General features: G+C 32.5%; 12 protein-coding genes. 2 read left to right on the top strand and 10 right to left on the bottom strand.

Annotated elements, in window-relative coordinates; translation table 11 throughout:
* Window positions 1-49: 49 nt before the first annotated feature.
* A complete protein-coding gene (locus M9B42_00455; protein ID URQ64331.1) occupies window positions 50-2,977 on the top strand; it encodes a response regulator in 2,928 nt (975 codons plus the stop codon).
* Here M9B42_00455 and M9B42_00450 read toward each other — a convergent pair.
* The 10 genes from M9B42_00450 to M9B42_00405 are packed head-to-tail and all read right to left on the bottom strand — an operon-like array spanning window position 2,970 to window position 13,214.
* Window positions 2,970-3,329, bottom strand: coding sequence for a response regulator (locus M9B42_00450; GenBank protein URQ64330.1), 360 nt, complete (start codon window positions 3,327-3,329; stop codon window positions 2,970-2,972). The two genes, M9B42_00455 and M9B42_00450, sit on opposite strands and share 8 nt — an antisense overlap.
* 2 nt (window positions 3,330-3,331) lie before the next feature.
* Complete coding sequence (locus tag M9B42_00445) at window positions 3,332-4,771, bottom strand: diguanylate cyclase (protein ID URQ64329.1); 1,440 nt, start codon at window positions 4,769-4,771, stop codon at window positions 3,332-3,334.
* Window positions 4,764-5,855, bottom strand: coding sequence for an EAL domain-containing protein (locus M9B42_00440; protein ID URQ64328.1), 1,092 nt, complete (start codon window positions 5,853-5,855; stop codon window positions 4,764-4,766). Before M9B42_00440 ends, M9B42_00445 begins: the two co-directional genes overlap by 8 nt.
* The gene (locus M9B42_00435) at window positions 5,852-6,340 is read right to left on the bottom strand and encodes a hypothetical protein (GenBank protein ID URQ64327.1); all 489 of its coding nucleotides are present in this window, start codon (window positions 6,338-6,340) and stop codon (window positions 5,852-5,854) included. Before M9B42_00435 ends, M9B42_00440 begins: the two co-directional genes overlap by 4 nt.
* Window positions 6,340-7,620, bottom strand: a complete 1,281-nt coding sequence (locus tag M9B42_00430) for an inorganic phosphate transporter (protein ID URQ64326.1) — start codon at window positions 7,618-7,620, stop codon at window positions 6,340-6,342. The genes M9B42_00435 and M9B42_00430 overlap by 1 nt, the downstream gene beginning before the upstream one ends.
* 47 nt (window positions 7,621-7,667) lie before the next feature.
* The gene (rpoD, locus tag M9B42_00425) at window positions 7,668-9,491 is read right to left on the bottom strand and encodes an RNA polymerase sigma factor RpoD (GenBank protein URQ64325.1); all 1,824 of its coding nucleotides are present in this window, start codon (window positions 9,489-9,491) and stop codon (window positions 7,668-7,670) included.
* A gap of 31 nt (window positions 9,492-9,522) precedes the next feature.
* Entirely contained in the window at window positions 9,523-11,259 is a 1,737-nt protein-coding gene (gene dnaG, locus M9B42_00420) for a DNA primase (GenBank protein URQ64324.1), read from the bottom strand.
* A complete protein-coding gene (gene ruvX / locus M9B42_00415) occupies window positions 11,252-11,638 on the bottom strand; it encodes a Holliday junction resolvase RuvX (protein URQ64323.1) in 387 nt (128 codons plus the stop codon). Before ruvX ends, dnaG begins: the two co-directional genes overlap by 8 nt.
* Entirely contained in the window at window positions 11,631-12,560 is a 930-nt protein-coding gene (gshB, locus tag M9B42_00410) for a glutathione synthase (protein URQ64322.1), read from the bottom strand. The genes ruvX and gshB overlap by 8 nt, the downstream gene beginning before the upstream one ends.
* A gap of 3 nt (window positions 12,561-12,563) precedes the next feature.
* On the bottom strand, window positions 12,564-13,214 hold the full coding sequence (locus tag M9B42_00405; protein ID URQ64321.1) for a 16S rRNA (uracil(1498)-N(3))-methyltransferase: 651 nt from the start codon (window positions 13,212-13,214) through the stop codon (window positions 12,564-12,566).
* A gap of 58 nt (window positions 13,215-13,272) precedes the next feature.
* Here M9B42_00405 and fis point away from each other — a divergent pair, with 58 nt between their 5' ends.
* Window positions 13,273-13,524: a DNA-binding transcriptional regulator Fis gene (gene fis, locus M9B42_00400; protein ID URQ64320.1), complete on the top strand. Its 252-nt coding sequence runs from the start codon at window positions 13,273-13,275 to the stop codon at window positions 13,522-13,524.
* The last annotated feature ends 1 nt before the right edge of the window (window position 13,525 follow it).

Here is a 13,525-nt window from a genome sequence, read left to right as displayed (position 1 = left end):
GATATTTGGTCTTATCGGCAATGTTATTATTGCTGGCATTCTCTTATACATGAATGTTCAGAATCAGAATATACAAACCAAATCAGCAAATAGTCAGTATACGAGCATCGTTGAATCTGCGTGGGTACAGTCCATTGATAATAGTTTCTCAAACCTAAATTCTTGGGGTACATCTGGAGAAAAGGGTCAACAATATTGGAACCCCTACTCTGAAATCCCATTATTTATAGATATTGGCTTTGAGGGTTTTGATTATGCAAATCCTCTTATTGAGGCTTTAGATCAAGAAATAGAAAGTGACTTATTTATAATGATCGATGAGATGTTTCTTGATGAGGTTGATTTAGGAAATATAAGTTTCATAAAAATTTATAACGAAAATAATACAGAGCTTACCTGTCTTTACGCATTTGACTGGGCAGATGTCGGAAATTCAATTGATGTTTGTGATGCTAATAATAAAATTAATTTTCTTCGAGACGACTCTGTCTCTGCTTTCCTCGGCAAAATAAAAAATAGATTAAGCGTAACAAATGAAGTAATTTTTGCCCAAGAGCCTGATGGCAATACTAATCTACATCAAATTGTTGGCTTTCCAGTTTACATGAGTAACGAATTTGGTGTCAGCACAGGTGAATTATTAGGCTCGGTCATTATTGGAAGAGATTTAAGGCAATCCATGACAATTTTTGAGAGTGATTTGGGCGTTCGAACAGGCATAGTCTCGAACAATCAAATTATTGATGCTGTTTACTCTGATGAATTATCTGTAGATGAATCTATAGGTGTCACAAATTATAGTTTTAATCATATTAAAACTGATATTCTAGAAAATGGTTTAACCAATCTTGATAGCAAAAACTTTGAAGCTCTAGGTTTATCTCTAACTTCTGTACCTGTTGCATCAACAGTAAATCCAAATACTGCTCTTTTCTTTGTGATAAAGAACGTTGCAGATGATCTCAAGGAATTAAGAGACTCTACACTGAATTCAATCATTTTTACTTTTGCCGTAATTATATTAATTGTGTTGGCAATATGGTGGATTCAAGACGGAGCCTTTTCAAGAATTGCAAAAGCAATCGAAGTTCTTGAAGCACTTACTAAAGGAGACACAACGAAACAGATACCACAAAATAAAGGCTTTTTATCATCAGAAACAAACGAAGTTGGACAATTATCAAATGCTTTAGGCAGATATAGAAATCACCTTCTTGAGATGGATGAGGTCCGTAAAGATAGAGCTGAGAGAAGAAAACAAAGAGATGAAGTAATTATCAAAAAGATGAGTGGTCTTGCCGGAAAATTGGAAGGTGATGCGAAAAGTCTTATCACAAAAGATATTACCAATATGAAAAAGCTTGTGTCAGAGACTTCAGATGAGAACGCTGAAGAAGCCTCAGTCGAAATGATGGAAATTGCTTTTTCAAGAATGTCTGACGAGGTAAATGCACTTATAGATTTAAAAACAAAAGAGATGGCTACTGCTAGAGATGAAGCTAGGGAAGCAAGTAGTGCAAAATCTAGATTCTTTGCGAATATGAGTCATGAGTTGAGAACACCACTTAATGCGATCATTGGGTACAGTGAAATGCTTCTTGAAGATTGTGAAGATCTTGGCAATGATGACATGATCCCAGACCTGAAGAGAATTACCAACTCAAGTAAACATCTATTATCACTTATAAACAACGTTCTTGATTTATCAAAAATTGAGGCAGGAAAAATGGATATGTACTTCACTCCATTCTCGATTGATACCATGATAGAAACCATCAAGGATGTTTCTGGTCCTCTTGCTACAAAAAATAATAATGAATTCATCATTAAAAATAATGTTAAAGGAGAAATGACAAGTGATGAGACCAAGTTAAGGCAGTGTATTGTTAACTTTTTAAGTAATGCATTTAAATTTACAGAAAATGGCCAAGTTGCATTAGTTATTGATCAAAAAGAAATAGAAGGAAAGGAATATATCAACTTTGATATTAAAGATACTGGTATAGGAATGACTGAGGAACAATTAGGGAAACTTTTTGACACTTACACTCAAGCTGAGAGATCGACTAGCGCGAAATATGGTGGAACAGGTCTTGGTCTGTCAATTTCTAAACATTTTGCAGAAATGATGGGAGGAGGTGTCGAAGTTTCAAGTGAAGTTGGCAAAGGAAGTACATTCTCAATTTTTGTTCCGAAGCAATCAGAAGAAGAAAATGTTGATGAGGAAACAGATATTGAGAATCCAGAATTAAAAGAAGGTGATGAGTACATCCTGTTAGTTGACGATGATAAAGCAACGCACGATGTTGTAAAAAGAGCAATAAGAAAAGAGGGTCATACAGTTTATAGTGCCTTTGATGGCGATGAAGGTGTTGATCAAGCAAGAAAATTTAAACCAAAACTTATTCTTCTCGATGTTTTAATGCCTGGCAGAGATGGTTGGTCAGTTCTAAAAGAGATTAAAAATGATAAAAACCTTAAAGATGTTCCTGTAGTTATTACTTCGGTTCTCAATGAAGAAAGTCTTGCTTCTTCACTTGGCGCTGATGATTATATGAAAAAACCTATAGATAGGACTTTCTTCCTTAACATTGTGAAAAGATATATTACTGAGAAAGATCAGAAAGTTCTTGTAGTCGATGATGATGAGAATACTAGGGATCTACTCACAAAAATTCTTAACAATGAAGGCTATATGTCAATAGATGCAAAAAATGGTGAAGACGCTTTAGAAAGAGTAAAAGAAAAACCTGATTTAATTGTTTTAGATTTAGACATGCCTCGCATGGATGGATTTGAATTTATTGAAAGGTCTAGAACTGAAGGAATGAAAATACCAATTGTTGTCTTCTCTGGAAAGGATATAACCGCAGTGGAAGAAAAAATGCTCAGCAAATATACCGAGGGAATAGTTAAAAAAGAATCAAAAGTTGAATCACTTGTTAAAGAAGTAAATCAGATACTTAAAACTAAATAAATTTACCTATCTTTTCTAAAAGTCTTTTTATATCAACAGGCTTTGTATCAAAGTCATCAGCACCAGCTGCAAGAGCTTTTTGTCTGTCTGTTTCAAGAGCATGAGCTGTCAAAGCAATTATTGGTATATCTTTTAGTTCTGGATCTTCTTTTGCTTGAGTAGTCGCTTGCCAACCGTCTAAAACAGGTAGTCCCATATCCATTAGAACCAAATCAGGCTTTGTTGACTTCATCATATCAAGTCCTTCTTGGCCATCAAGAGCAAACTTAATTTCATAACCTCTACGCTCAAGCCTTCTTCCAAGCATATCTCGGTTCATTTCATTGTCTTCTACAATTAGTATGTAAGCCATCGTTAATCCTCTTTTAAGTAAAATTTATTTCGCCCATTCTTCTTTGAAAGATAGAGCCTTTCATCGGCTTTATTCACCAAATCAGAAATATTTAGGCTTTCACTTGTAAAGGCTCCACCACCACTGATAGTTACCTTTATTTTTTGATTATCGAATAAAGTTGTTTCTTTCTCAACCACCTGACGAATTTTTTCACATAAATCATGCAAATAATTCATTGAACTGTTGTAAATTATTGCCAAGAACTCTTCACCACCAATTCTGCCAAAAATACTTGGACTTTCAATATTATCTTTTGCTAAATCACATACCTTTTTGATGATCTCATCTCCTGCCGCGTGGCCATAGGTATCGTTTACATTTTTAAAATGATCAATATCAAATATAACAACCGCAAAGTTTTCCTTATTTTTATCTTTTATTTCATTAAAATTTTTCTCAAGCTCTTCAAATACAAACCTTCTATTTGGGATTCCTGTCATCTCATCTGTTATTGCTTGGTGATGTAGCTCTGAGAGAAGCTCTTTTTCTCTTTCTCTTAGCATTTTTCTTTCAAGGGTAGCTGCAACCTTAGCAAGCAGTATTGTTGAATTAAGTGGTTTTGGAAGATACTCATTAGCGCCTAATTGCAAACACTTCGAAATACTTTCGACATCATCAAATGATGAAACCATTATTATTGGAAGTTTATCTAAATCAAATTTTTCTCTTGCCTTAATAAGAACCTCTAATCCATTGATTTCTGGCATTAGAACATCAAGAAGTACAAGGTCATAATTTTTTTTATCAACTGCTGCTAATGCTTCCTTACCAGACATCGCTACCTCAGTTTTAAATCCTGAAGATTCTAGCCTTCTTTGAAGTACATCACAGTTTGTTTTGATATCGTCAACAATTAAAATTTTTGATTTTTTAATTTCATCATTAATTTTTATTTCTGCTTCAATTTTTCCTAAGGAACTAAAGAGACTCTCTGCACTTCCTTCATTATCTTGTTTAGATAAATCAACCTTTGATCCTCCTTTTAAAAAATCTACAAAATTAGAAATAGCATTCTCTACCTCTTTTGCAAGATTTATGATATTGCCGAGATCTTCTTTATGATTATCGCTAATATCATCTTCATAATCTTCAATAAGAATTTCACTGTAGCCAATTATTCCATTTAAAGGCGTTCGTAAATCGTGTCTCAGAACCGAGGCCTCTTCATCATTTTTTATGGATTTATTTTTTTGTTCTGCATATTCTTTAAATGCATCTATAAAATTCAGTCTAAGTGTTTTTGCTGATTTTTTGATGTTTTCAAATTCATCACTTATTTCTTCATCATATATATCGCTAGAATCAATAATTAGATTTATATAGTCTGAAATAGCATCTACAGGTGTAGTGAAATCTTGTTTTATTTGAGTAAGTAATATTCTCTCTTTTTTATCACTCATTATTCAGGTCTTCTAATGAACATGGCTTATGAAGATAGTAACCCTGTCCCATCTCACATCCCAAGCTTATAGCCCTTTTTACTTGCCACTCCTCTTCTAGTCCTTCACAAATGAATTCCATAGATAGTGAATCTGCCATTAATTTTGCTATTTGGACTAGACTTTGATTATGAGTTTCCTCTAATTCAAATGTGAAACTTTTATCCAATTTAAGAACATCAACTGGCAGATCCTTAAGATACCTTAAGGCTGAGTATCCAGCACCAAAATCATCAAGTGCTATTGATACACCTAAATTTTTTATACTGGAAAGCCTTAGTGATGCTGTTGATAGGTTATTAAGTTCAGCTGTTTCAGTGACCTCTATTCCAAAATCACCAGGTTTAATGTCTAGTCTTTGAATAAAGTCTTTAAATATCGCAAGAAAATCTTTATGTAAAATTGTATGTGCTGAAACATTAAAGAATAATGTGACATCCTCTAATCCTTTTTCTTTTCTGGCATCAAAATACTCTTTCACGATATCCATTGAAGATATAACTACCAATGAAAAAACATTTTCACCTTCAATGAATGGTATGACCTTATCATTTGGAATAACTTTATTATTCTCGTCATAGAATCTTATTAAAGCTTCTATCCCAGTAAGCTCTTTATTACCAGTAAGTCTGTATTGTTTTTGATAATTCATCCCAATTCTATCGTGCTCTAAACAAGACAAGACAGTTTTTAACGCAAACAGGTTTTCTTTTGAATTTGAAACAATTTCAATCAAAAAATATTTTTGATCATCGACAGGAATTACATGCAATAAAACTCTCATAACAAAATCTTTCTCTCTAAGATTGATTTTCATAAATACATCGAATGAATCGGCTATCTCTGAGTCAAACTGAGCCTTCTCTAAATCTTTCTCATCAATGAACAAAAGATTTGGTTTGTCATTGTCTTTTAGTGAGAAAATATATTTACTGGCGTTATTAAGCCAAAGTACCTCACCAGTAGTGGAGGTAATAATGAAAGGCCTTTGATGCATCTTCAAAGACTGTGATAAAAACTTCAAATTATCTTCTTTGTTGGTCATTTTTTAAATGTATCTTTCCTCATTTGGATTTCTTCATCAACTATTTTCACAAAATCTGGATTAAAGGTAGATTTACTTTTATTCCAGATATCTAAATTTAACTGATTATCAATAAAAAGTGTTCCTAATGCTTTTCTCATAGTTTTCCACTCTTCAATATCTAACATTCCCATTTGGTGTTGATAAAAATGATTTTCTCTTGCTCTCAATATTGCTGTCATATGAATTCTTAAAGCAACTTCCTCTTCAATATCTAACTCTTTTTTCTGAATTAATTTTTTTTTGGCTTTCATTAAAAGAGGATCTAGACCTGCAAGAGTTACCTCTTGATGAGCTTCTGCAATAGATTGTCTCGAGGCAGCTTTTCCCACTTTAATCTGCGTTCTTATTTGAGCTACAAGAAACCAGACACTAAAAATAACTGCTGGTCCTGTAATAATATTTACAACTTTATTGACTAACTCTATCCAGTATTCAAAATCCATTACATAACTCCAAAGAGATTTTTGAGTATAACAAAGAACATTATCGCTAAAACAGCACCACCAGGAATTGTTATAAACCATGAACCTAAGATTTGTAAAACAGATCTATAATTGACCTCATTTTTACTAAATATACCTATACCTATAACAGCACCCACTAGGGTATGAGTTGTAGATAGAGGAATCCCAGAAATACTTCCTAAAAGAACTACGATAGCTGTAGACATTTCTGCTGCAAAACCTTTACTTGGCTTCAGTTTTGTTATCTTCTCACCGACTGTTCTAATAACTCTAAAACCTAATGTCAGCATCCCTAAAACAATACCAATAGCTCCAGTTAAAAGCACCCATTCTGGTACAGTTGAACTTGCTTCAATAGAACCTAAGTTTTCAATTGTAGAAATAACTGCAGCCATTGGGCCAACAGCATTAGCCACATCATTTGAACCGTGAGCAAACGCAATTGAACAAGCTGTAAAAATCATTAGAACTGCAAACTTTCCTTCAACATCTGGATTTGGTGCAGTGGAAATATAATGCGATAAAATTAATCTTGAAATCGCATAACAGACCAGAGCGACAGACAACGAAATTAATATATTTACGACTATTAAATCAGATCCGCCGAAAGTTGCTGTTATTAATTCAGGGACATCGGTATTCTTTAAACTCTTATTAAGTGTAATAGCAGATATTATGAAACCTACAAGTCCAGCATACATTGGTATATATCTTCTTCCTGATTCAATTGGGGTATCTGATTTAATAATTAGTTTCTTTGCACTGTAATAAAGAAGTCCAGATAATAACGCTGCAAGTAAAGGAGTGATAAGCCACGATATTGTAATGCTCCCAATGTATCCCCAGCTGACTGATGACCAGCCTAAATAAAATACTGAAAAACCTGCAATTGCCCCAATTATTGCATGTGTTGTTGAGACAGGTAATCCAAAAACTGTTGCTATTAATAACCATGCTCCTGCTGCTAGCAGACTAGAAAGCATACCTAAAACGAATATCGAGGGATTTGCATCAAAGTTACTAGGAGATACGATATTTTCTTTAATTGTGGTTGTAACTTCAGCTCCAGCTAAATATGCACCAAGGAATTCAAAAATAGCTGCTATTACCAAAGCTTGTGTGAGAGTTAGAGCTCTACTTCCAACAGAAGTACCCATGGCATTCGCCACATCATTTGCCCCAATACCATAGGCCATAAAGAAACCAAAAATTAATGCTGACGCAATAATTAGATAAAAATTCTCAATTATGAATTCCACAATGCTTTATTTGAGTTAAACGTTAGATTTAATAGTATCTTAAAGTTTTATTCATGCAAGAAACTTTTTAACACATCAGAACGAGATGGATGACGTAGTTTTCTAAGTGCTTTAGCTTCGATTTGTCTTATTCTTTCTCTTGTCACATCAAATTGTTTTCCAACCTCTTCAAGAGTGTGATCATTATTCATTCCAATACCAAATCTCATTCTTAGGACTTTAGCTTCTCTTGCAGTTAATGAACCCAATATTTCATCGGTAGCATCTTTAAGACCTCTTATTGATGCATCATCTATAGGCGAATTGATTGAACTATCTTCAAGAAAATCACCAAGATTTGAATCTTCATCATCACCGATTGGTGTTTCCATTGAAATCGGCTCTTTTGCAATTTTCATTACTTTTCTCATTTTATCTTCCGGAATATCTAATCTCTTTGACATCTCTTCAGGAGTGGGCTCTCTTCCAATTTCTTGCATCATTTGTCTGGAGAGTCTATTTAGCTTATTAATCGTTTCAATCATGTGGACTGGAATTCTAATTGTTCTGGCTTGGTCAGCAATTGATCTAGTTATCGCTTGTCTTATCCACCAAGTAGCATAAGTTGAAAATTTATATCCTCTTCTGTATTCAAACTTATCAACTGCTTTCATGAGACCAATATTGCCCTCTTGAATAAGGTCTAGAAACTGTAGTCCTCTATTTGTATATTTTTTTGCTATCGAAATTACTAACCTTAAATTCGCCTCTATCATTTCTTTTTTGGCTCTTAATAAGCCTCTATATGCTTTGTTAATTCTTTTATTCAGAGACAAAATTTGGGTTACAGGCATTAAGTTATTTTCATCAATTTTGATAAGATCTTTCTGAATCCTAATAAATGTAGGTTTTATAACTTCAATCTTTTTCTTCAATTTTTTATCTTTAGATAGTTTAGTCAGAAGTCGTATATTAATAAGATTTTCATCAATTAAACTTCTTGCTTCTTTATTTGGAAGGCCCACGTTTTTAACCAGCATTTTTTTTAGTTCTTTCTCAAAAGCGCCTACTTGTGCTTTCCTCTCAGCAGGAATTAAAACAAGAGTATCGAAAACTTTGGAATTAAACTTAATTTTTTGGAATTCTTCTTTTAGTTTATCTAGTGCTTTTTGAGCTTTTGGATCAAGTTTGGCATTGTTTAAAGATTTAACATAAATGTTGTAGTTTCTTTTTATTTTTTTAATAACTTCTGTGCACTCTTCAAAAGATATAGCTGAAGATTCTTCATTCTCATCGTCTTCAATCTCCTCATTTTCCTCATTTTGTTCATTAAACTCCTCTTCAACTATTTCATCTTCGGGTTCATCTAGCATAAAACCAGAAATCAAATCTTGTGTTTTCTTTTCTTCATTCTTAATCCTTCCATAAAAATCTAGGATATATTCAATACATAAAGGATACTCAGCACATAATGAAAGAACTTCCTTCATAGCTTTTTCTATTCTCTTTGCTATATCTATTTCACCTGTTTTAGTCAAAAGATCGACACTTCCCATTTCTCTCATATACATTCGTACAGGATCGGTTGTTCTTCCTGATTCAATTTCTGTTTGAGAAAGAGCTGCAACTGCATCTTCTGCAGCTAGGTCATCGGTATCCTCGTCTTCACCAAGCATTAACTCATCTTCATCAGGAGTCTCTTCAAAAACTTTAATCCCCATATCTTTAAGTGCTTGAAGAATTTCTGGGAAATTATCTTCGTCTGTTGAGCCCTCAGGCAAAGTATCATTTATATCTGCATGAGTTAAGAAACCTTGATCACGGCCCAACTGAATAAGTTGAGCTATATCATTTGCTGCATTTTTCTCTTCTGGATTAATTTTTTCAGACATTATTCTTTATATACCTCTAAATTAACTATTTTCAAGCATAGTCATTTAAGAGTTTAATCAGCTCCTCTTCCTGAGTTGAGATATTATCACTCAAATTTAAAGTTTTTTGCAGATTTTCTTTCCTTTCAAAGCTTAATTTTTTATCTTTTGCCAGTTTTTTCATCTCATTAAGGAAATTTTTATCATATTTAAGTTGAATTTCATCAGAAACTCTTTGAAATTCTTGCAATGCATCATCTTCACTTAATTTGAGATTTAACATCTCCGCTTCAGTATAAAGTGCTAATTCAGTATGCTCAGTGCTACCATCTGAAATTGAATTAATAACTTTTTTTACAGCAGCCAAAACTTCTTCTTTAGAATTAATTACAAAATTAAGCGCCCCTTTTTCTGTAATTAAATCTTTAAAATTTGAGTAGATGTAAATGAACAATAGAAATGATTTATCAGTTTTAGCTCTAGAAGGTTCCTCTACTAGTTGAGCATTTGCTTTAGGGGCACTTTTCTTTAGTGCAACTAGAGCTTCTTTACTTACTCCCAATTCTTTAGAAATTTTATTTACCAGAGTCTCTTTCAATATATCTGCTTCTATATTCTTTGTTAAATTTTGCAACTCATGTGAAATTAGCCTTATATCTTCTGGTGATTCTAAATTTTTCCCTCTTTTTAAATATTGAAATACGAAATTCTCCAACACCAAAGCATTTGCAGCTTTTTTTAAAAATTCCTCTTTACCATTTTTCAATATAAAAGAATCTGGATCCTCGCCGGCTGGTAAAAAAAGAAACCTAATGGTTCTGTCAGCGTAAATTTTATTAATGCATTGATTAAGCGATCTCCACGCCGCTTTAAGACCAGCCTCATCCGAATCAAAACAAAAAATTATCTTGTTCTTAAACTTAAAAAGATTTTCAAGATGATACAAAGTAAAGGCAGTGCCTAAAGAAGCAACAGCATTATTCACTCCATTTTGATTTAGCATGATTACATCCATATACCCCTCTGTCACCAGGAAAAAATCTAATTCTTTATCTTGCCTAGCTTTGTTGAAGCCATAAAGTTCTCTTTTCTTTTGAAAAAAATTACTTTCTTTAGAATTAAGGTACTTTGGCATCTGTTCATCTATTGATCTTCCACCAAATCCAATGACATTCTCCTTAGTATTAAAAATTGGAAAGGTTATTCTATTTCTTAAAAATGGATATAACCCATTTTCTCCTTTGCCAAAAGAGCCACTTTTTATCAGCAATTCATCATCAAACTTTTCTCTAAGCTTTTCTATTAATTGCGATTGCACTTTAGGAGCAAAACCAATTAAAAAATCTTTTGCAGTCTCACCAGTAAGACCTCGTCTTTTTAGGTATTCTACTGATGCAGGTTCATTCTTCAGATAAGAAAAATATTCATTTGCAACTAACTTATTTATTTCAAAAAATTTACTATTATCAGGACCTTGCTTAGTTGCTGTTCTTGGAATTTCAACATGATTTATTTCTGCTAGTTTTTCAACTGCTTCAATAAAATCCAGTGAAAGGTATTTCATTAGGAAACTTATTACATTTCCTCCTTCATTACACTTAAAACAATGATATATCCCCTTTTGAGGACTGACAGAAAATGTAGTTATATTGTCGCCATCATGAAAAGGACATTTACTTCTGTATTGTCCAGATGATTGGCGTAAATCAACGTACGTTCCAATTATTCCAACTATATCGGACATCTCAATTAGTTTATCTATAAACTCTCTTGGAATAGATTTACTCATTTTTAGTATTTACCCAACTTTCGAATATTTTTTGTGCTGATAATGAATCGTATTCTTTATTTTTAAATTCTGATGAAATTATTTGGCTTGTAAAATCTTCATTGCTTTCGATTACTTCTAATTTAAATTCATTTTTTAGATTTTCCTTAAAAATATTAAGTTGTCTAAAAAAGTCTTCAGATGGTTTTGAAGGACACCCAATTAAAAATGCATCTGGATCCCATTCATCAACATATGATTTGATTTTTTTCATCGACTCGGAATTATTTTTAATTACTGGCAAAGGTGTGGAGCTTCCTGCTATTGTTTCTCCAAAACAAATTCCTATTTTCTTAACACCAAAATCAAAACAAAGAAGCATATTGTAATTTTTATTCATTTCCGATGTTGTCCCAGAAAAACTTGCTGGGATTTAAATCAGTATTTTTATGAATTTCTTGTAAGCATGTTGGAGAGGTAATATTAATTTCAGAGAGCTTTTCTCCAAGAAAATCTGCACCAGCAAAATAAATATTTCTCTTTTTTAAAAAGGGAATAATTTGTTTAGCAATTTTTTTATCAAACTCTGTTGTATCTTCGACTTTATATTTAGCTCCAGCTGCTAAATTACCTCTAAAATCATCAGTTGATGGAACTCTCACAACTTTTTTATTAAGCATTTCATAATTAATAAAGACAATTCTTGTATCTCCTTCTTTAGCCTCGTCAACATACTCTTGAAGCATTACATGTTTTCTTCCGTTTTGAGTTACTGTCTCCCAAATTACATTTATATTTTTGTCAGACTCGTTCAAAGTGAAGATAGATTTGCCACCCATTCCATCTAATGGTTTTATAACAATTTTTTTGCATCCTTCATCAAACATATTTTTTATTTCATCAAGAGAATTTGTAACTTTTGTAACTGGTGTAAGTTCTGGAAAATTCAAAATGACCAACTTTTCATTTTCCTCTCTTAAAGCTTGTGTTGGGTTAATACATTTTATCTTTGCAAGATCTAAAAGCTGAGTTAGATAAAGGTATTCTTTATTAAAAGGAGGCGTTACTCTATTAATCACATAATCAAAGTCCTTAAGATTTTGTAAATCAGCATTTTCTTTTGTGAATGAAAGTAAACTTGGATCAGGAAAATTTACTTTTTCACATTCAGCGTAGAGATTATTAGATTTATACGTAACCTCATTAACGCCAAAGGAAAAAACTTCATATCCCCTGTTATAAGCCTCATTCATAAGAAAAATTGATGTATCTTTCTCAAGATTCATTGAGTTAAAATCATTGATTATAAAGGCTACTTTCATTTATTAATTTAATTTAGCAAGAGCAACAACAGGCGCAGTCTCAACTCTTAGTATATTAGAACTTATACTAAAACTTCTTATATTTTTTTGTTTTTCTAAAAATTCAATTTCTTTTTCGTGATAACCAAATTCACCGCCTACAACAATTGCATCAACATCCTCATCTCCATTTAAATTTGAACTTACATTCTGATCTAAGAAAATAGGATTTTTAAAATTATCAAAATTAATATCGAAAAGAAATTCTGATATTTCTATATCAGGTAAATAATAGTTTTCAGACTGAAGAAATGCTGATTTTATAATTTCCTTATACCTATCAAGCCTAGTGAGCTCTTTTGAAAAATCATATTTATCTCTAGCTTTATAAGAGATATATGTAATCACATTTTTAATGCCTAGCTCCACACATTTTTGAAGGGCATATTCAAATCTCGCTTTCTTTAATAAAGGAATTATCATACTGCAATGGTATTTTCTTTTTTCTTGATTTATTTCTAAAACTTTTAACTTTGAATCAGAAGTCAGTTTACATAACGCTCTTAATCCATTTCCATCAAAAGTATAAAACTTTTCGTCATGTTTAATTTTCATTACTTTTTTTAAGTAATGTATTTGACTATTGTCTAAAAAATGAGCAATATCATTACTCATCTTTTTTTTGAGGAATATTGACGCGGTTCTCATAGAGAACCGAAATTATATCATTTTGATGTCCAGCAAGTTTAACACTGACAAAAGAAGTTTAAGAGGTGAAGTTAAAAGGGCCATAAAAAGATACTACCGAAATCTTGATGGAGAAAGCCCAATAGAACTTTACGATTTAACTCTAAGCCAGATTGAGCCGCCACTTCTAGAGGTGGTTATGAAGAAGTGTAGAGGCAATCAATCAGAAGCTAGTAAAATTTTAGGTCTTAATAGAGGTACTCTAAGAAAAAAACTTGCCAAATACGGTTTGTTGTAGT

Source organism: SAR86 cluster bacterium (assembly GCA_023703535.1).
Lineage (GTDB): Bacteria > Pseudomonadota > Gammaproteobacteria > Magnimaribacterales > TMED112 > TMED112.
This window is presented reverse-complemented; position numbering and strand designations above follow the sequence as displayed.